Raw genomic sequence first — 20,447 nt, 5'->3', positions numbered from 1 at the left:
CGATTGCGTCATGCGTTGTTGATACAGCAAAAAAAATCTGGCATATTGGAGGAAATGAGGCCGTCTTATTATAGCAGAATTTGGCTCGATCCGGCAGATGGAAGGGGAATCGCACCTTATGGAACATTACATATTGGCGCTGGATCAAGGGACGACCAGCACTCGGGCGATGCTGGTGAATAAACGAGGCGAGATCGCGGGCATGGTTCAGCAGGAAACGCGCTTAAGCTATCCTCATCCGGGGTGGGTGGAAGCGGACGCGGAACGGATTTTTGGTTCGTCGGTCGAGGTGGTCCGCCAGCTTTTCGACGATACAGGTGTAACGGCAGCGGCGATAGCCGGGATCGGAATCGCGAACCAGCGGGAAACGACGGTCGTGTGGGACAGAGAGAGCGGTCTACCAGTATATCCTGCGATCGTTTGGCAATCCAGGCAGACGGAGGAGCTGTGCGGGCAACTGAGGGCTAGAGGGTTGGAGCGCATTTTTCGGGACAAGACGGGCTTGCTGATCGATCCTTATTTTTCAGGAACGAAGATTGCTTGGATTCTGGAACAGGTTGAAGGGGCTCGGGAGAAGGCGGAGCGGGGAGAGCTGCTGTTCGGGACGATCGACAGCTGGCTAATCTGGAAGCTGACGAGCGGACGTGTGCACGTCACGGATGCGACGAATGCTTCGCGAACTCTTCTCTACAATATTCACGACAGACGCTGGGACGATGAGCTGCTGGCTATCCTCGGAATACCCTCTGCAATACTGCCGGAAGTTCGGTCTTCCTCCGAGATTTACGGGTATTCGGATGCCGAATGGTTCGGACAGGCCGTCCCTATTGCTGGAGTGGCAGGGGATCAGCAAGCGGCATTGTTCGGCCAAGGCTGCTTCGAGGAAGGCAGTGCGAAAAACACTTACGGCACGGGCTGCTTCATGCTGATGAATACGGGCAGAAAGGCGGTAGCGTCTTCGTCCGGCCTTTTAACGACGATTGCCTTGGAACTGGGAGGCAAAACGGAATATGCGCTGGAAGGCAGCGTGTTCGTGGCGGGGGCGGCTATACAGTGGCTTAGAGATGGAATGGGGCTGATCGAAGCCTCGGAGGATAGCGAAAAGCTGGCGCAGTCGGTGGAGTCGACGGAAGGCGTATACGTCGTGCCAGCGTTCGTCGGACTCGGAACTCCCTATTGGGATAGCGACGCTCGCGGCTCCGTGTTCGGGATCACAGGGGGGACGACGAAAGCGCATTTCGTGCGCGCAACGCTGGAGTCGCTCGCCTACCAGACGAAGGACGTGCTGGACGCGATGGAGAAAGACTCTGGGTTGAAGCTTCGCACTCTCGCGGTAGACGGGGGCGCTGCGAAAAATGATTTTTTAATGCAATTTCAGAGCGATATCGCCGGAGTGCCTGTGGAGCGTCCCGAGCAGGTCGAATCGACAGCCCTTGGCGCCGCTTATTTGGCCGGGCTGGCTGTTGGCTACTGGCAGGATAGAGAGCAAATCGGAAGCTTGCGCAGAGTGGAGCGACTCTTCCGGCCGATGCTGGAGGAAGGCCGCAGCCGGGAGCTTTACGAAGGCTGGAGAAGGGCGGTAAGCGCTGCGAGATCGTTCAAACGAGGAGTTTGAAAAGTGAATTACCGGTTTGCGACATGAGATCCGTTATTGGCGGCTTCGGCCGCCAATCGGAATCGGTTGGGGACCGTCGTAGCCCAACTATTTTTGGTTACTCTCCGCCCCGCCGTAAGAGAAGGAGCCCCCCATCGCCGGGAGCTCCTTTTTCGCTGCCTATTTTCCCCGACAATTCATGAGGAGGTTAATTCTCCCACGCCTTGGCGACAATGCTAATAGAGCCGAGAGGACAAGGAGTGAGGAAAGATGAGACAAATATTGCTCATTACCGACGGAGGTTCCAATGTCGGGGAAAGTCCGGTTGTGGCCGCTGCGCGGGCGCTGACCGAAGGAGTGACGGTGAACGTGGTCGGGGTGGTGGACGAGAGCGCAATCGGCGAACACGGGGCTGCCGAAATCGCCGAGATTGCCAAGGCGGGCGGAGGCATGAGCCGGGTCGTCTCGACGCGGCAGCTGTCCCAGACCGTGCAGATGATGACGAGGCAGACGGTGGCCGGGACGATCCGCACTGCGGTCAATCAGGAGCTGAGACAGCTGTTCGGTCTTGACTCCGTCGGAGCGCTGCCGCCTCCGAAACGGGCGGAGGTCGTGAAAGTGATGGAGGAAATGGAAGAGACGTCTCCGCTTCGGATTGTTCTATTAATTGACGCGAGCGCCAGCATGAAGCCGAAGCTCCATTCGGTCGAGGACGCCATTCGCGATCTTGTGCTCAGCCTCCAAGCCAGGGTGGGGAACAGCGCCGTAGCCGTGTTTCATTTTCCCGGCGACTACTCGCATCTTCCTTGCGTAATGGACTGCGATTGGACGACCGATTCCCGCCGAATATCTTCGCTCTTTGCGCGCATCCAGATGAAAGGAACGACTCCGACCGGACCGGCGCTCATGCAGGTAGTTGATTTTATCCGCGACACATGTGGTAATATCAAGACAGAACTAATGGAAGCCCCTCCTCAACTGCGACGGGGCGATCCGGACGGGGTGCGGAGTGACTACGTCGTCTAACAGAACGCAACTGCCTTCCGGAACGACTGTGAAGGGCATTTGGAACGGAAGAATCTATCGCTTGGAGCGCTTGCTGGGCACAGGCGCCAACGGTCATGTGTACTTGGCGGCAAACGGCCGTTCCCAATACGCGATGAAGCTCGGCTTCGAGGTAACCGACTTGCAAGGAGAGGCAAACGTGCTCGCATCTCTCGATCATGCTGAGCGGGGGCGTCCGCCTTTTTTGCTGGATGTCGACGATTTCGAGTTGAACGGACGGAAGGTGCCGTTCTACGTCATGCGGGTCGTGCCGGGAATGCCGGCTTCCGCTTATTTAAGCAAACGAGGCTCGGAGTGGTTAGGAGTCATCGGCCATCGTTTACTGGAGAGGCTGTCACAGCTTCATGACGCGGGATGGGTATTCGGCGACATTAAAAACGAGAACGTTCTCGTGCATGATTATGGTAAGGTGGGGCTTGTCGATTACGGAGGCGTGACGGCGATCGGGCGAAGCGTCCGCCAGTTCACGGAAATATACGACAGAGGCTATTGGTCGGCGGGGAGCCGTACGGCGGAGCCCTCTTACGACTGGTTCGCCGCGGCCATGCTATGGGTTCATGCAACGGATGGCAAGCGGCTTATTCGCTTGACGGAGACGCTGCTGCCGCAAAATCGGCATCCCCGGGAGCTGTTGAAGCTGGTTCGCACGAATCCGCACTTACGTCCGGTAGAGACGTGGATGGAGCGAGCTTTCGCCGGGCAATTCCAGGACACGGCGGACGCCTGTTTACATTGGCGGTCGTGCTTGCGGCAAGCGGATCGGGACGCTCTTGCTGCGAGCGGAGGCAAAGTGATGGGCTGGATGACCGGCTTGTTCGCCGCTTCTCTCGTGTTGTTCGTGTCTGCGGCGGCGGTATGGCTGCTTTTCTATTAATAAGGTTCCCGGAATGGAAGAAGGGGTAATGTCGCGTGCGCATTCGGGACGAGTTGCTCGAGCGTTTCATGGAAGACGCGCTTAAAGACGGATGGCGGCAAAAAGGGGAGACGCTGGTTGCCGCGGTCTCCGGAGGGCCGGACTCGATGGCGCTTCTGCATATGCTGTGCCGCTGGCGGGATGAAGAGCCCTTCCCGCTCGTAGCCGCTCACGTCAATCATATGTTCCGCGGCGCGGAATCGGCGGCGGAAGCCGTGCTCGTTCGATCGACGGCCGAGCGGTGGGGGGCTGTCGCGGAGACGGCGGACATCGATTTGCCGGCCTACATCGCGGAGACGGGAATGAATCCGCAGGAAGCGGCCCGCGAACGCAGATACGCTTTCTTAACGGAGACGGCAAGGCGGCACGGGGCGTCAAAGCTGATCCTCGGCCACCACGCCGACGACCAAGCGGAGACGGTAGTTATGCGGCTCTTGAGAGGGACGGGAGTCGGCGGGTTGGCTGGAATTCCCTATCGCCGCTTCGAACAAAATGTGGAACTGATTCGCCCCCTGCTGCGTATTACCAAACGTGAGCTTCTAGCTTATTGTGAGCGAAACGGGGTGCCGTACGCGGTAGATAGCAGCAATCTTGATCGTCATTACTTTCGCAACTCCGTCAGATTGGATATTTTGCCGGTGCTGGAGTCTTACAATCCAGGGCTGAAGGAGTCGCTTGTCAGGCTCTCCAAGCTGGCGGCGGAGGATAATGACTATATGGAAGCGGAAGCCGCCAAGGTTTTCGCGGAGATCGTATCGCCTGCCGGGAATGGCTTCCGCTGGGAGCGGCGCCGGTTCCGCAGCCTGCACGTCGCTTTACAACGAAGATTGATTAAACTAATATTAAATTGTTCAAAAGGTTCTCGTTATTCTTTGGAATTTCATCAGGTGGAGCGGGTACTCGACGCCGTCGCCGAAGATCGCCGATCCGTCGCGCGAATCGAGCTGGGCGAAGACCGGGTGTTCGTTAGGGAATACGACGAGCTGTACGCGGGGCCTGAACGGGAGCAAGCTCGGAGCTTTCATTATCCTTTGCCGGATAGAGACGGCGAGCTTGCAATCGCGGAGACAGGCCATCGGCTCCGGGTTCGGCGTATTCAAGGAGCGGTTTCCTCGCCGCCGGGTCACCGGTGGGAGGCTTTTTTTGACGAAGACGAGCTGCGCCTGCCGCTCATCATCCGCAGCCGGCACCCCGGCGATAGGATGCAGCCTTATGGACTAAATGGCACGAAAAAAGTGCAAGATATGTTCGTTGACGCTAAGGTTCCGCGATCCGAGAGGGATCGGTACCTATTGCTCGCGGACGGCGACGGACGCGTTTTGTGGATTGCCGGCCTTCGAAGGTCGGGTCATGCTCCGGTTGGCGCCCAGACGCGGTCTACGCTTGTCGTGACTGTCGATGATTCGCCGGAGTCGATGAACATTCCGCATCCGAACGCTGACATGCCGTCATGAACCGGGCCCAGCCATCATACCGTGTATTAATCCGATTGGGAGGTCCCCTCTGTTGCAGAACGACATTCAAGAAGTCCTTTACTCCGAAGAACAGATTCGAGCCAAGGTCCAGGAGCTTGGCGCCGCGCTTAGCCGCGATTACGAGGGACGCAACCCGCTTGTTATTTGCGTTTTGAAAGGCGCATTTATTTTTATGGCGGACTTGTCCAAGAACATCGCGATTCCGATCGAACTGGACTTCATGGCGGTATCGAGCTACGGCAACGCGACTCGTTCTTCCGGAGAAGTAAAAATCATCAAGGATTTGGACGCATCGGTCGAGGGACGCGACGTGCTCATCGTGGAAGATATTATCGATAGCGGTCTTACCCTTAGTTATTTGATCGATGTGCTCGAGCGCCGCAACGCGCTTTCGGTGAACGTCGTCGCATTGTTCGACAAGCCGGGACGCCGCACGGTCGAGCTGCAGGCCGACTACACGGGATTTGTCATCCCCGATGCTTTTGTCGTCGGATACGGTCTGGATTATGCCGAGAAATACCGCAATTTGCCCTATGTGGGAGTGCTGAAACCAGAGGTTTATTCGAATCGGTGACGGCTTGCGGACTGCGGTCGCGCGAGCGGCCGGTTCTATTGTGATGCCAAGACAGGCTATGGTAAAATGATGTAAGCGTGTCGGGAGGAGGTCAGGGATGAATCGGATCATCCGGAATACAGGCTTTTATCTGCTCATCTTTTTGGTTACCGTCGGTATCGTCCAATTTTTCATCAGCAAAAACGAGACGACCGAGGAACTGAGTTACAGCCAACTCGTGAAAGTCGTTGAACAAGGCAACGTCTCGGAGTTGACGCTGCAGATCCAGGGCGGTTCTTACCTGGTCACCGGTAAATATAAGGAAAAACCGTCGAACATTAAATCGGAGACGTTCGTCGGCCGGGCGCCTCTGGCGGAATACGTTCCTCAGAATTTCGAAGCCTTGAGCAAGTCCAAGGGTTTTGATTTCAAGAACAAGAAGATGCCGGGCGAGAGCTTCTGGCTTACGTTCCTCACCTCGATTATTCCGTTCATTATTATGTTCATCCTGTTCTTCTTCCTGATTAATCAGGCGCAGGGTGGCGGCGGCAAGGTGATGAATTTCGGAAAGAGCAAAGCCCGTCTCTATAATGAAGAGAAAAAGCGGATTACCTTCGAGGACGTGGCAGGAGCGGACGAAGAGAAGCAGGAGCTCGTCGAGGTTGTCGAGTTTTTGAAGGATCCTCGGAAGTTCGCGGCGCTTGGCGCCCGCATTCCGAAAGGCGTGCTCCTTGTAGGGCCGCCGGGTACCGGTAAAACGTTGCTGGCTCGCGCAGTAGCGGGCGAAGCGGGCGTTCCGTTCTTCAGTATCTCGGGCTCGGACTTCGTCGAAATGTTCGTCGGCGTCGGCGCATCGCGCGTACGCGATCTGTTCGAGAATGCGAAGAAGAACTCGCCTTGCATTATCTTCATCGACGAGATCGACGCCGTCGGTCGTCAACGGGGCGCAGGCCTTGGCGGCGGTCATGACGAGCGGGAGCAGACGCTCAACCAATTGCTCGTCGAGATGGACGGCTTCGGCGCGAACGAAGGCATCATTATTGTCGCCGCGACGAACAGACCGGACATTCTCGACCCGGCGCTGTTGCGCCCGGGCCGCTTCGACCGTCAAATCACGGTAGATCGTCCGGACGTGAAAGGCCGTGAAGCGGTTCTGAAAGTTCACGCCCGCAACAAGCCGCTTAACAAAGACGTGAGACTTGGCACGATCGCCAAGCGGACGACCGGATTTACCGGCGCCGACCTGGAGAATTTGCTCAACGAAGCCGCGTTGCTTGCCGCGCGGAAGAATAAGAAAGACATCGCTATGCAGGAAGTGGACGAAGCGATCGACCGCGTCATCGTCGGCACGGAGAAGAAGAGCCGCGTCATCAGCGATCGCGAGAAGCGGATCGTGGCGTACCACGAAGCCGGTCATACGATTCTTGGGTTTTTCCTTGAGCATGCCGATATGGTTCATAAGGTTACGATTATTCCGCGCGGACGCGCGGGCGGATACGTCATCATGCTTCCGAAGGAAGACCGGATGCTCGTTACGAAGCAAGAGCTTCTCGACAAGATTACGGGCTTGCTCGGCGGCCGCGTTGCGGAAGAGCTGTTCATCGGCGAAATCGGCACCGGCGCTTACAGCGACTTCAAGCAAGCGACGGGAATTGCGCGCAGCATGATTATGGAATACGGAATGAGCGAGAAGCTCGGACCTATGCAGTTCGGCAGCTCGCAAGGCCAAGTGTTCCTCGGACGCGATATCGGCCATGAGCAGAACTATTCCGACGCGATTGCTTACGAGATCGATCAGGAGATGCAGCGCATCATCCAGGACTGCTACGACCGCGCGAAAAAGCTTCTCACTGAGAAGAGCGACGCCGTGCACAAGATCGCCCAAACATTGCTTAGCGTAGAGACGCTGGAGCTTGAGCAGATCAAACGTCTCATCGAGACGGGCACGCTGGAAGGCGGAGAAGACAATGGGGAAGGCTCTGCTGATTCTTCCGTGGAAGAATCCAAAGCCGAACCGATCGTCGACACGCTGGGCAGCGGAGTGCGCGTGCGCATCCAAACCCGCGATGACGAGCTTACGCCTCCCGCTCCGGACAACCGGAACGACGACGGTACGGAAGATCCGAAATAACGTCAAGATGTTTTTAGAGCCTCCATTCCGCTTATGCGGGGTGGAGGTTTTTTGTGGTGGCGCTGGTGCTCCAGGGGGAACGTGATGACGCCGAAAGAGGAAACGCGGATTGACGTTAGCCCTGCTGTGGTGGGGTTAAAGTAGCGTGGAGGCGGTGCGGTGGGTGGAGTAGCCTGCTGTAGTGGGGTTAAAGTAGCGTGGAGGCGATGTGTTGGGTGGAGTAGCCTGCTGTAGTGGGGTTAAATTTGCTTGAAGGCGGCGTGGTGGTTGAAGCATCCTGCTGTCGGCGGGTTAAGACTGCGATAACGGGGAGTCGATAGCGGGAGTAGCTACGGGCAGCGATGGACTGGTTATTCGGGCGGCAGACGCCCACTTTTCTAATATGCGTCTTGTTTCAATTGACAGCCTTTCCCGGCAAGTGTAAATTAGTTGTTAAACAGCCGAATCGTACGCTGACCGGACAGATGAAAAAGCTTCATTTCGTCCAAACTAGAGGTACGGCTTCGGCAATCTTTGTGCTTATATTCACAAACTCGCAACTGTCCGCGGCCCAGGATGCCGTAGGGAGGAGACTAACAATGGAAGCACTGGCACTTGAGCGCAAGGCCGAGCAGAATCGCGAGCTTCGCGAACGTCTTCTGCAGCTGAAGAAAGAGCGCAACGCCATCATTCTTGCCCATTATTATCAACGTGATGAAATACAGGAAGTAGCCGATTTTCGCGGCGACTCGTTCCTGCTCGCTCAGAAGGCGGCGGCTACGGACGCGGACGTTATCGTTTTTTGCGGCGTTCACTTTATGGGGGAAAGCGCCAAAATCCTCGCCCCGCACAAAACTGTCCTCGTTCCGGACGAGCGTGCAGGCTGTCCGATGGCGGATATGGTCAATCCGATCGGCCTTCGCGAGCTGAAGGCGAAGCATCCGAACGCGAAGGTCGTCACTTACATTAACTCTTCGGCCGATGTGAAAGCGGAAACCGACATTTGCTGCACGTCGGCGAACGCGATCAAGGTCGTCAATTCTGTCGATTCAGACGAAGTCATTTGGTGCCCGGATAAAAACCTCGGCCATTATGTCGCCCAGCATACCGACAAGAAGATGATCATCTGGGAAGGTTACTGCAATACGCACGACATGCTGACGGTGAAGGACGTCGTAGAGATGCGCGCGAAGCATCCGAACGCCCAATTCGTCGTTCACCCGGAATGCCGTCCCGAAGTTGTAGAAATGGCCGACTTCGTCGGAAGCACGACCGGAATTCTGAAATATTGCAAGGAGTCCGATTGCAAGGAATTCATCGTCGGCACGGAGGATGGTACAGGCTATCAGCTTCGCGTGGACAGCCCGGACAAGACCTTCCATTTTGCATCCAAATTTCTTGTGTGCCCGAATATGAAGGTCAACAATCTCAAAAAGGTCGTCCGCGCCTTGGAAACGATGCAGCCTCAAATCTACGTGCCTGAAGATGTAGCGAACAAAGCCCGTTTGTCACTGGAGCGCATGTTACTCGTCAAGTAACATGCGCTACTCTCTTGTTGGAGTGGGGAACAACCGATGATTCCACGTTATGTGGTTGATTTTGACCTGGACAACCTGCCTAGAGTAGACACCGATGTCATTGTCATCGGAGCCGGCATAGCGGGTCTGTTCACGACGCTCAAAGTCAGCGAGACGAAGAAAGTGCTCATGATAACGAAAAAATCGCTCTTCGACAGCAATACCCGCTATGCGCAAGGCGGTATCGCGGCGGTCATCTCCGAGGACGATTCGCCGGAGTTTCATCGTCAGGATACGCTGATCGCCGGAGCGGGTCTGTGCGATTCCGCTGCGGTTGACGTGCTCGTTCATGAGGGGCCGCAGGGCGTGCAGGAACTAGTCCGTTACGGCACCAATTTCGACGAGGAAGACGGTCAGTTCGCGCTGACCAAGGAAGGCGCTCACAGCCAACGGCGAATCCTGCATGCCAACGGGGATGCGACCGGATTCGAGATCGTCAGAGCGCTGGCCGAAAAAGTGCAGAACGATCCGGCCGTGGAGCTGTGGGACGATCACTTCGTCATCGATTTGTTGACCGAAGACGGGGAATGCCGAGGAGCGATCGTCCAAAAGCCGGACGGGTCTCGCGTCGCCGTATTCGGCAACGCAATCATTCTGTGCACGGGCGGCACCGGGCAGCTTTATCGTTACACGACCAACCCCGAGGTGGCGACGGGCGACGGCGTTGCCATGGCGTACCGGGCAGGCGCCATTATTCGCGATATGGAATTTATTCAATTTCATCCTACATCGTTATGTTATCCGGGAGCCCCGCGTTTTCTTATTTCCGAAGCCGTTCGCGGCGAAGGAGCATACTTGCGCAATATTCGCGGAGAGCGATTTATGGAACGGTACCACCCGCAGCTTGAGCTTGCTCCGCGGGATGTCGTCGCGCGTGCGATCGTCAGCGAAATGGAAGCGACTAAATCGACTTACGTATATATCGACATTACTCACGAGTCCCCTGACATGGTTCGGCACCGTTTTCCGACGATTTACGAATATTGCTTGCAATACGGCCTCGATTTGACGACGGATTGGATACCGGTAGCACCTGCAGCGCATTACATGATGGGCGGCGTTAGAACCGATCTGTACGGGGAGACGAACATCAAGCGTCTGTTCGCCTGCGGAGAGGCTTCTTCGACCGGCGTACACGGAGCTAACCGATTGGCAAGCAATTCGCTGAGCGAAGCGATCGTGTTCGGACAACGGATCGTTGACCGGATTAATGAGCTGCCGAAGTCAAGTCGTACAATGAAGCTTAAAATCGATCTGGAACGCCATACTCTGCCCGCAGGCACGGTTATCGAGCGCCGCTTGAAGCTGCAGAAGCTAATGGTGCGTTATGCGGGCTTGCGTCGGGATCGCGCCGGGCTTGAGAAGGGTCTGGAAGAGCTTAAACGCCAATTGCCGATTTTTCAGACGGCTCTTACCCGCCGGGAAGAGCTGGAGTTCATCAATCTTCTGACTTGCGCCGTGCTGACGACAGAGGCGGCATTGTCTCGCGAGGAGAGCAGAGGCGCGCATTTCAGAGAGGATTTCCCTATCAAGAACGACGACGAGTGGCGGAAGCATACGACACTGCAGCGGGAGCAAGGCGTTGGAGAGGAGCAGGTGAACTATGTTTGAACGGGAGAGCGACTGGCTGATTGCGGGACCTGCGCTCGAGTCGGTTAAGCAGCAGCTTCGCGCCTGGTTGACCGAGGATGTCGGGACTGGCGACGTTACGACGATGGCGACCGTACCTGCGGGCCATCAATCGAAAGGAATCATTCACGCGAAGGCACCGGGCATCGTGGCGGGTCTTCCTCTTGTTAGACTTGTGTTCGGAGTCGTCGATCCGTCCCTAACGGTCGAAACTTATGCGACGGATGGAGCGCGCATCGAGAAAGGCGCGGTATTGGCCGTTGTCGAAGGATCGACAGCCAGTATTTTGACGGGGGAGAGGCTCGCTCTTAATTTGCTGCAGCGACTGTCCGGAATAGCGACGAAGACCGCACAATATACGCAAGCGGCTCAAGACTATCCTTCGGTACGAATAGCGGATACGCGGAAAACGACTCCGGGGCATCGCACATTGGAGAAGTATGCGGTACGCGTAGGAGGAGGCTCGAACCATCGCTTCGGTTTATACGACGCGGTCATGATCAAGGACAATCATATTAAAGCCGCAGGCGGCATTACGGAAGCGGTACAAGCGGCCAAGTCCCGCATCCCCCATACGATGGTCATTGAAGTCGAAGCGGAGAATGCGGAGCAAGCGGAGGAAGCGGCCAAAGCGGGCGCTCACATCGTCATGCTCGACAACATGAGTCCGGAACGAATGAAGGAAGCCGTCAAGCGCGTTCGGGAAATAGCTCCTTACGTCGTGCTGGAGGCATCGGGCGGCATGAGGCCGGAGCAGATCGCGGATGTAGCAGCTAGCGGCGTCGATATCATATCTGTCGGAAGCTTGACGCATTCGTTCGAAGCGTTGGATATCAGTCTGGATTTGAACGCTAAGAAGAAGGGGGAATAACCCGTGATTTTGGTCGTCGATGTGGGGAATACCAACATCGTTCTCGGCTTGTACGAAGGCCGCACTCTTACTCATCACTGGCGGCTCAGCACGAATCGCTCTTCGACGGTTGATGAGTACGGAGTTCTGATCTTCAATCTGTTCCAGATAGCGGGCGTACGATCCTCGCAGATCGAAGGCGTTATTTTGTCATGCGTCGTTCCTCCGATTATGAACACTCTGGAGCAATTATCCGTCAAATACGTAGGAAAGCAGCCGCTCGTCGTCGGACCCGGCATTAAGACCGGATTGAACATTCGATACGAAAATCCGCGTGAGGTCGGCGCCGACCGGATCGTGAACGCGGTCGCGGGCATCGAGCAATACGGAACGCCGCTCGTCGTCGTCGACTTCGGAACGGCCACGACGTTCGATTACATCGATGCTACCGGGGCCTATATCGGCGGAGCTATCGTTCCGGGAATCGGCATTTCCGCAGAAGCGTTGTATCAGAGGGCAGCCAAGCTCCCGAGAATCGAGCTTGCGAGGCCGCGTACGGTTATTGGACGCAACACGGTAGCGGCTATGCAGGCCGGCATCATTTTTGGATATGCCGGGCAGGTTGACGGCATCGTAAGAAGGATCGGCAAAGAGTTTGGAGTAAAGCCGCGCGTTATCGCGACGGGAGGACTGGCGGAGTTAATATCGGCGGAGTCGGAGACGATCGAGAAGGTCGATCCGCTGCTGACTCTGGAAGGATTGCGTATCGTATACGAACGGAACGCGTAAGGAGGCAGGCGATTATGTTGGACGAGTTGGTACGCGGAACGGCATGGAACGGCGGTCTGAGGGTATTCGCAGCACGTACGACCCGGCTCGTATCCGAGCTGCAGCGCCGTCACGGGACGTTCCCGACGGCGACCGCCGCGCTTGGGCGCGCGGCGACGATCGGGGCTATGATGGGCGTTATGATGAAGGGCGATAATAAGCTCACTATTCAAGTCAAGGGCGACGGGCCGCTTGGTCAAATCGTCATCGACGCCAATGCGATCGGAGAAGTGCGCGGCTACGTCGACCATCCTCACGTTCATCTTCCGAGCAATGAGCATGGCAAGCTGGATGTGGCAGGGGCGGTCGGGAGAAGCGGGTTCATCTACGTTATCAAGGATTTGGGGCTGCGGGAGCCTTACGGCGGCAGCGTGCCGATTATTTCCGGGGAGCTGGGCGAGGACTTCACCCTGTACTTCGCCGATTCGGAGCAGACTCCGTCGGCGGTAGGAGTAGGCGTGCTGGTCGAGACAGACAATTCCGTCGTGCATGCGGGCGGCTTTATCGTGCAAGTTCTTCCGGGGCTGTCGGACGAGCAGTTGGATAGGCTGGAGCATGCCTTGGCTTCCATGCCGCATGTAACTGCGCTGCTGGATCAAGGCGAGTCGCCGGAATCGATTTTGAAATTCCTTCTGGGCGACGACGTAACGATACATGAAACGATCGAGCCTATTTTTAAATGCAAATGCTCAAGGGAACGGGTGGAACGTACATTATTCACTCTAGGACCGAAGGAATTGCGGAGCCTGATCGACGAGGATGGGGAAGCGGAAGTAGTCTGTCCTTTTTGCAACGAGGCTTATCATTTTACGGGTGAACAACTGGAGAGCTTACATAATAGGGCATCGTCGGAACTCCAGTAGGAAAAGCAAAAAAGGAGGAAGGACATGGGGGAGACGATGCGTCCGATATGGCCTCTCGTTATGGCTGCCCTCCTCTTGACGTTGTTAGGACTGTCGGGATGCACTTCGGAATTGTCGCCTTCGCCAACGCAGCCCTCGGAGACTCCCCCTCCCGACGCATCCGGCAAGCCGGTAGGAGCGGCCGATCCGGACGTTGCCGTCGTAGGGGGAAGGTCGATTCCCCGCAGCGAATTGATGGAACGGCTGTTGACGGCGTACGGGTCCCAGACGGTGCGGGCCATGATGCTCCGACTGGCGATTCGTCTTGAATCGGAAGCGCTGGGACTGGAGCTGAAGGACGACGAGCTGGAACGCGAGCTTCGCGGCATGAGCGAAGGGTACGAGAGCGAGGAGCAGTATTACGCGGCTATGAAAGAGCAGCTCGGCATGAATCGGGACGAGGTCCGGAAGGACGCTCGCGATCGGCTGCTGCTGGAGAAAATAGCTACCAAGGATATTTCCGTCACGGAGCAAGAAATCGCCGGCTATCGTAAAGCTCATGAGCAGGAGTTCGAGCCTCGCAAGCAGTTCCAACTGGCCAAGATTGTCCTGGACGACAGCCGGACGGCCGAGAGCGTGCTTGACCAGCTCTCCGGGGGCGCCGATTTCGCGGCCATGGCGGCGCGCTATTCAACGGATGATCTGACCGCCTCGAACGGTGGAGAATTAGGCTGGGTCGACGAGAACGACCCGTTCGAGGACGGTGCCGTACTCGAAGAGGCGAAAGGAATGAGCATTGGCGAAACGACGGGTCCTATCGAAGTGGAATCTGGTTACGCCATCATTCGGCTCAGCGGAACGAACACGATCCAGAAAGCCGACGAAAGCGATATTAAAGAGCAAATCCGGCGAACGCTGGCGTTAGAGAAAGCGGCGCCCTTGAGCGAGCTTGAGCAGTCGCTGCTCGACAAGTACGAAGCCCGGGTGCTCGATCCGGCGCTTCAACCGTAAGCCAGCTATTGACAATCCCGCGCACGGTTGATAAGATGAAAACATATGAAAAGCCTACTGATTTGGTCGGATTAAAGCGGACGTGTCGAAACTCGTCCATTATCATCGGGAGGGAATAAAGTTCATGGCTAAAATTGTACAAAGCGTTACCCAACTGATCGGCGATACGCCGCTCGTGCGTTTGAATCGTCTCGTACCGGAAGGATCTGCCGAAATCTACGTGAAGCTCGAGTACCAGAACCCGGGCTCCAGCGTTAAAGACCGCATTGCAATCAGCATGATCGAAGAAGCTGAAAAGCGCGGCGATATTAAGCCAGGCGTAACGACGATCGTTGAGCCTACGAGCGGCAACACCGGTATCGGTCTTGCTCTTGTCGCAGCGGCCAAAGGCTATCGTGCGATTCTGGTTATGCCGGAAACGATGAGCTTGGAGCGTCGCAACCTGCTTCGCGCTTACGGCGCCGAGCTTGTGTTGACGCCAGGCTCCGAGGGTATGAACGGTTCGGTTAAGAAAGCGGAAGAAATCGCCGCCGAGAATCCGAATTATTTCTTGCCGCAACAGTTCAAAAACCCTGACAATGTCAAAATTCACCGCGAAACGACTGGCCCGGAAATCGTCGAAGCGATTAATTCCTTGGACGGCAAGCTGGACGCATTCATCGCGGGAATCGGCACGGGCGGCACGATCTCCGGCGCTGGCGAAGTTCTGAAGCAGAACTTCCCGGGCATCAAGATCGTTGCGGTTGAGCCGACGGCTTCCCCGCTGCTTTCCGGCGGCAACCCGGGTCCGCATAAGATCCAAGGGATCGGTGCGAACTTCATTCCGGAGATTCTTAACCGCGAAGTTTACGACGAGGTTATTACCGTCGATAACGAAGAAGCGTTCGAAACCGCTCGCGCATCGGCCAAAAAAGAAGGACTTCTCGTCGGAATTTCCTCCGGCGCGGCAATCTTCGCAGCGCTGAAAGTCGCGAAAGAGCTGGGCGCAGGCAAACGTGTCGTGGCAGTCGTTCCTTCCAACGGCGAACGTTACTTGAGCACGCCGCTGTTCAACTTCGACAACTAATTGTATAATGCGTATCATGCGAGGCAGCTCCCGCCGGCGGCGGGGGCTGTTTTTTCAATCGTAATAAAGGTAACCGGAGGAACGGCCCTTGGAGATGATAACGCTTGAACAATGGGAGCAATGGATCCGCGATCCGGAGCCGTTCTCTCTTCTTCCATACGTAAGACGAATCGAAGGCGCTATCCCGCTGTTCTGGGACCGCTTCTGGGAGGAAGCGTCCGCATACGGCTGCTTGTTCGAGAGCGGGAAGGGCGGAAGATATACGACCGCCGCTCTTCGTCCGGTGTCCGTCGTTCATGGCAAGGGGAGACGCGCGCAATCGCTGGAGCGGTCTGCCGTTCAGGGCGTCGCCGAGCGGTGGGACGTCGTTCGGGAATGGGACGCGGCACCCCTTGAAGCGGTGCGCGAATGGGGCCGTGAGTGGCGAGCACCGCAGCTGGAGGAACGCCAGAAGCAGGAGCTGCCCGATTGCCTTGGCGGAGCTTTCGGTTTCTGGAGCTATGACATCGTGCGGAGTCTGGAGAGGATTCCGTCGACGGCGAGAGACGATCTGGAGCTGCCGGATTACTTGTTCTCGCGCTTCGAGGAATTGTGGATCGCCGATCAGGCGACCGGGTTCGTCTATTTGTCCGTTCACCTTCATGTGAACGGGGCGTCGACGTTGCAGAGAACGTCCGACTTGGAGCTTGCATATCGGGAGGCGGCCAGACGGGCGGAACGAATGGAGCGGCAATGGCGGCATTGGTGCGATATTGGAACCGATGCAGAGGCTTCTTCAAGACATGCAGAAATGCGCGGCCTCATGGAGCAGGATAAGCTGCAGATCGATGTGGAAGCCGTTCCGGGTCTTGTGACCTCGATGAGCAAGCGGGCCTACGAGGAAGCGGTGCGGCGAATTCAGCATTACATCGGGCAAGGGGACGTGTTCCAGGTGAATCTCTCCCTCCGTCAAAGCTGTCCTTCGCCGACAAAGCCGGAGCAGCTGTACGAATGGCTCCGCCTCGTCAATCCGTCGCCCTACATGGGGATGATCCGTACGCCTTCGTTTTCGCTTGTGAGCGCGTCGCCCGAATTGCTCGTGAAGCTGGAGGACGGCCGTTTGTCGACACGTCCGATCGCGGGCACCCGGAGACGCGGACACACGCCGGAGGAGGATCGCGCCATGGAGCTCGAGCTTCTTGCGAGCGAGAAGGAGAGAGCCGAGCACGTCATGCTCGTCGATCTGGAACGCAACGATCTTGGACGCGTGTCCGCATACGGCACGGTGAAGGTGCCGGAGCTGCTGACTGTCGAGCGATACTCTCATGTCATGCACCTCGTGTCTCAGGTGGAAGGGCGAATCGCGGCGGGGAAGGACGCCTTCGACGTGATGGCGGCTGTCTTTCCGGGAGGAACGATTACCGGAGCGCCGAAAATCCGCACGATGGAAATTATCGAAGAGCTGGAGCCGCTGCAGCGGGGAGCTTACACCGGATCGATGGGATGGATTGACTATGCGGGAGATATGGAATTTAATATTATTATCCGCACGATGGTCGTCAAGGACGGCGTATGCCATATTCAAGCCGGAGCCGGCATCGTCATCGATTCCGACCCCGAGCGGGAATTTCACGAAAGCTTGAACAAAGCGAAAGCGCTCTGGAAAGCGGTGCAGTACGGAGAGAAATTGCCGGTCTGCGAACGTAAGGGGGAACCGACATGATTTTGGTCATCGACAACTACGATTCGTTCACGTATAACCTGGTGCAGTATCTCGGCGAGCTGGGCGAAGAGATTATCGTTCGCCGCAACGACGAGATCGATCTGGACGGCATAGCGAAGCTTGCGCCGGATCACATTCTGATTTCGCCGGGTCCTTGCACGCCTAACGAGGCGGGCGTCAGCCTGGGGTTGATCGAGCGATTCAAAGGCGAAATCCCGATTCTCGGCGTCTGTCTGGGCCATCAATCGATCGGACAAGCGTTCGGCGGAGACGTCGTGCGCGCAGACCAGTTGATGCACGGCAAGACTTCCGAAATTTCGAACGACGGCCGGACGATTTTCGAGGGGCTTCCTTCTCCGTTTACGGCTACTCGCTATCATTCGCTCGTCGTGAAGCGCGACACGCTTCCGGATTGCCTGGAGATCAGCGCGCAGACCGACGACGGGCAAATCATGGGCTTGCGGCACAAGGAGTATGTGGTCGAGGGCGTGCAGTTTCATCCGGAATCGATCATGACTGACTACGGCCTGCGCATTCTTCGCAATTTCTTGAGCTACAAGGAAGGCGTCCGGGCATGATCGTTCTGCTGAACGGTCAACGGACGGGCAGCAAGGAAGCCGTGATCTCGGTATTCGATCACGGCTTTTTGTACGGGATGGGGTTGTTCGAGACGTTCCGAACCTACGGCGGCAAAGCTTGGCTGCTGGATCGCCATGCCCGGAGGCTGGCGGAGAGCTGCGAGGCGATCGGCATTACCTATCGGCCCGACGTTGCGGCGATGGAGAAGCAGATTAGCGCGCTGCTGGAGGCGAACGAGCTTGCGGACGGATATATTCGCTGGTCGGTATCCGCCGGAGAAGGCATTATCGGGCTTCCGACCGATCCTTACGACGCTCCGGCAGAGATCGTCTATGCGAAGCCGCTGGCGGCGGATCGCCCCGATACGCGCGCCGGAAAGCCGCTGCGATTGCTTCGGACGCCGCGCAGCACGCCCGAGAATGGGGCATTGCGGTTAAAATCGTTCCATTATATGAACAATATGGTTGCCAAGAGAGAGCTCTCTGCCTCCGATGCCCCTCCCGGGGCGGAAGGACTGTTCCTGGATTATCGGGGCTACCTGTGCGAAGGGCTGGTCAGCAACATATTCTGGGTATCCGGCGGGACGCTTCATACGCCGTCTCTGGAGACGGGGCCTCTTCCGGGAATAACGAGAAAGTTCGTTATCGAGCTTGCCGGGCGACTCGGTATGGACGTACTCGAAGGTCTGTATCGATGGGATGAGCTTTACCGTGCCGACGAAGCGTTTTTGACCAATTCGATTCAAGAGATCGTCCCCGTGACGGCGCTGGACGGCGGCGGTTCGGGGAACGAACAGCCGATTCGTTCGCTGGCTGTCGGGCGCGCAACGGCCCGCTTGATGCGCGAATATCGGATGGCTGCGGAAGAAGGGCGGAAATGACGATTAAACCGACATTTTACGAGCGGTCTTATACGTTTGACGACGGTCTTGAGCTCGAGCTGGGCCGACGCACGTTGATTATGGGAATTTTGAATGTAACACCCGATTCGTTCTCGGACGGCGGTCGATACGATGCGGTCGAACGGGCCGTCGAGCAAGCGAAAAAAATGGCCGAGGAAGGCGCGGACATCATCGACATCGGAGGGGAATCGACCCGTCCGGGCCACACCCCCGTTCCTCTTGAGGAGGAGCTGCGCCGAATCGTTCCGGCTATTCGCGCCGTTCGCGAAGCGGTGAAGCTTCCGATTAGCGTCGACACTTACAAAGCCGAAGCCGCTCGGCAAGCGCTCGAAGCGGGCGCGCATATTCTTAACGATATTTGGGGCTTTCGGCGAGAGCCGAATATGGCCTATGTCGCTGCGGAATACGGATGTCCCGTTATTCTGATGCATAATCGCGAAGCGCGCGACTATACGGATTTTGTTCCGAACGTATTGGCCGATTTGAGAGGGTGCGTCGCACGGGCGCATGCCGGAGGCGTCGCCGACGATTTGATCTGGCTCGATCCCGGCTTCGGGTTCGCCAAGGATTACGACGAGCATATTGAATTGATGGGTCGCTTGGACGAGGTTGCCGCGCTTGGTTATCCGGTGCTGCTCGGAACTTCGCGCAAGCGGTTCATCCAGAACACTTTAAACGTCGGCGCAGGCGATACGGTGGAAGGAACGGGCGCTACCGTATCGCTGGGCATCTCGCAAGGCTGCCAGATCGTCCGGGTGCACGATGTGAAGCAGATGAAGCGGGTAGCGGCGATGACCGACGCTATTTGTTACCGCCAAGCGGGGAGAAGAGGGATTTAATGGATCGGATGAAGCTGAAACGAATGGTTTTCTACGGGTATCATGGCGTTTTTCCGGAGGAGAACAAGCTTGGCCAGCAGTTTTTTGTCGATTTGGATTTGCGCCTTGATTTGGGGAAGGCCGCGGAATCGGACGATGTGAACGATACGGTTAATTACGCCGAAATTCACGCTCTCGTGAAGGAAATCGTACAGGGCCCTCCCGTTAAGCTGATCGAGAAGCTGGCGGCGAATATTGCGCATGGGGTACTCGGTACGTATACTAGTATCAACGAAGCTACGGTATCGGTCACTAAGCCGCATCCGCCGTTCGACATTACGTTCGACGGCGTCGTCGTAGAGCTTCGGCGAAAACGAAACGCGGACGGGAGTATTGAGGCCGTTCCCGCGGCCGAAGAGGATTGAATCTGACGTGAATGAAGCTTATGTGGCGCTTGGCGCCAATCTTGGATTGCGAGAGGCCTCGTTGGAAGAAGCGGTTCGCCGCATTGCCGCCGAGCCCGGCGTGGAGGTTCGTCGCGTTTCATCCGTGTACGAGACGGACCCCGTAGGATATACTGATCAACCCGCTTTTTTGAACATGGCCGTCCAGGTTTCGACCGAGGCATCCCCTCTGGAGCTGCTGCGCAAGCTGCTCGCTATTGAGCATGAGATGGGGCGGGTTAGGGATATTCGTTGGGGACCGCGGAGCATCGATTTGGATTTGCTGCTCTACGGCGAGGTTACGATGGATACGGAGGAATTGGCGCTCCCGCATCCCCGGATGGGGGAGCGGGCGTTCGTGCTTGTTCCGCTTCGCGATATATGGACGGGAAGCTCATTTCCATGGGACATTCCCGCCGAGCAGCAAGAAGGAATATGCCTCTGGGGCCGAATCGACGGCTTGCGGGAAGGCTGACGAAGGAAAGGAGTTG

19 protein-coding genes are annotated in these 20,447 nt (G+C 56.9%); all 19 read left to right on the top strand.

Annotation, left to right across the window (positions count from 1 at the left end; translation table 11 throughout):
• Positions 1-118 precede the first annotated feature (118 nt).
• The 19 genes from glpK to folK all read left to right on the top strand — a co-directional run bounded on the left by glpK (position 119) and on the right by folK (position 20,431).
• Complete coding sequence (glpK, locus tag D3H35_RS23550; RefSeq protein ID WP_119151602.1) at positions 119-1,615, top strand: glycerol kinase GlpK; 1,497 nt, start codon at positions 119-121, stop codon at positions 1,613-1,615.
• A gap of 249 nt (positions 1,616-1,864) precedes the next feature.
• On the top strand, positions 1,865-2,620 hold the full coding sequence (locus D3H35_RS23545; RefSeq protein ID WP_119151601.1) for a vWA domain-containing protein: 756 nt from the start codon (positions 1,865-1,867) through the stop codon (positions 2,618-2,620).
• Positions 2,604-3,533: a protein kinase domain-containing protein gene (locus D3H35_RS23540; RefSeq protein ID WP_233568113.1), complete on the top strand. Its 930-nt coding sequence runs from the start codon at positions 2,604-2,606 to the stop codon at positions 3,531-3,533. The genes D3H35_RS23545 and D3H35_RS23540 overlap by 17 nt, the downstream gene beginning before the upstream one ends.
• A gap of 35 nt (positions 3,534-3,568) precedes the next feature.
• Entirely contained in the window at positions 3,569-5,026 is a 1,458-nt protein-coding gene (tilS, locus tag D3H35_RS23535; protein WP_233568112.1) for a tRNA lysidine(34) synthetase TilS, read from the top strand.
• Positions 5,027-5,078: 52 nt separating this feature from the next.
• Entirely contained in the window at positions 5,079-5,621 is a 543-nt protein-coding gene (gene hpt, locus D3H35_RS23530; protein ID WP_119151600.1) for a hypoxanthine phosphoribosyltransferase, read from the top strand.
• A gap of 97 nt (positions 5,622-5,718) precedes the next feature.
• The gene (gene ftsH, locus D3H35_RS23525) at positions 5,719-7,731 is read left to right on the top strand and encodes an ATP-dependent zinc metalloprotease FtsH (RefSeq protein WP_119151599.1); all 2,013 of its coding nucleotides are present in this window, start codon (positions 5,719-5,721) and stop codon (positions 7,729-7,731) included.
• A gap of 578 nt (positions 7,732-8,309) precedes the next feature.
• Positions 8,310-9,248: a quinolinate synthase NadA gene (nadA, locus tag D3H35_RS23520; protein ID WP_119151598.1), complete on the top strand. Its 939-nt coding sequence runs from the start codon at positions 8,310-8,312 to the stop codon at positions 9,246-9,248.
• A gap of 36 nt (positions 9,249-9,284) precedes the next feature.
• On the top strand, positions 9,285-10,898 hold the full coding sequence (gene nadB, locus D3H35_RS23515) for an L-aspartate oxidase (protein WP_119151597.1): 1,614 nt from the start codon (positions 9,285-9,287) through the stop codon (positions 10,896-10,898).
• Complete coding sequence (gene nadC / locus D3H35_RS23510) at positions 10,891-11,787, top strand: carboxylating nicotinate-nucleotide diphosphorylase (RefSeq protein WP_119151596.1); 897 nt, start codon at positions 10,891-10,893, stop codon at positions 11,785-11,787. Before nadB ends, nadC begins: the two co-directional genes overlap by 8 nt.
• Positions 11,788-11,790: 3 nt before the next feature.
• On the top strand, positions 11,791-12,555 hold the full coding sequence (locus D3H35_RS23505) for a type III pantothenate kinase (protein WP_119151595.1): 765 nt from the start codon (positions 11,791-11,793) through the stop codon (positions 12,553-12,555).
• 14 nt (positions 12,556-12,569) lie between these two features.
• Positions 12,570-13,457 carry an Hsp33 family molecular chaperone HslO gene (gene hslO, locus D3H35_RS23500; RefSeq protein WP_119151594.1) on the top strand — a complete coding sequence of 296 codons (888 nt, stop codon included), beginning with the start codon at positions 12,570-12,572 and terminating at the stop codon, positions 13,455-13,457.
• Positions 13,458-13,481: 24 nt separating this feature from the next.
• Entirely contained in the window at positions 13,482-14,447 is a 966-nt protein-coding gene (locus D3H35_RS23495; protein WP_119151593.1) for a peptidylprolyl isomerase, read from the top strand.
• A gap of 124 nt (positions 14,448-14,571) precedes the next feature.
• Complete coding sequence (gene cysK / locus D3H35_RS23490; protein ID WP_119151592.1) at positions 14,572-15,513, top strand: cysteine synthase A; 942 nt, start codon at positions 14,572-14,574, stop codon at positions 15,511-15,513.
• Positions 15,514-15,607: 94 nt separating this feature from the next.
• Positions 15,608-17,215 (top strand): anthranilate synthase component I family protein, encoded by a 1,608-nt coding sequence (locus tag D3H35_RS23485; RefSeq protein ID WP_147355941.1) that lies wholly within the window; start codon positions 15,608-15,610, stop codon positions 17,213-17,215.
• Positions 17,212-17,793, top strand: a complete 582-nt coding sequence (gene pabA / locus D3H35_RS23480) for an aminodeoxychorismate/anthranilate synthase component II (protein ID WP_119151590.1) — start codon at positions 17,212-17,214, stop codon at positions 17,791-17,793. Before D3H35_RS23485 ends, pabA begins: the two co-directional genes overlap by 4 nt.
• On the top strand, positions 17,790-18,674 hold the full coding sequence (locus D3H35_RS23475) for an aminotransferase class IV (RefSeq protein ID WP_119151589.1): 885 nt from the start codon (positions 17,790-17,792) through the stop codon (positions 18,672-18,674). The genes pabA and D3H35_RS23475 overlap by 4 nt, the downstream gene beginning before the upstream one ends.
• Before the next feature lie 2 nt (positions 18,675-18,676).
• Entirely contained in the window at positions 18,677-19,534 is an 858-nt protein-coding gene (folP, locus tag D3H35_RS23470; RefSeq protein WP_378125516.1) for a dihydropteroate synthase, read from the top strand.
• A complete protein-coding gene (folB, locus tag D3H35_RS23465) occupies positions 19,534-19,938 on the top strand; it encodes a dihydroneopterin aldolase (protein WP_119151587.1) in 405 nt (134 codons plus the stop codon). Before folP ends, folB begins: the two co-directional genes overlap by 1 nt.
• A gap of 7 nt (positions 19,939-19,945) precedes the next feature.
• Positions 19,946-20,431: a 2-amino-4-hydroxy-6-hydroxymethyldihydropteridine diphosphokinase gene (gene folK / locus D3H35_RS23460; protein WP_119151586.1), complete on the top strand. Its 486-nt coding sequence runs from the start codon at positions 19,946-19,948 to the stop codon at positions 20,429-20,431.
• Positions 20,432-20,447 lie beyond the last annotated feature (16 nt).

The organism is Cohnella faecalis (assembly GCF_003570905.1).
GTDB lineage: Bacteria > Bacillota > Bacilli > Paenibacillales > Paenibacillaceae > Cohnella > Cohnella faecalis.
Note: the sequence above shows the minus strand (reverse complement) of the source record. Positions and strands in the feature narration are given on the sequence as shown.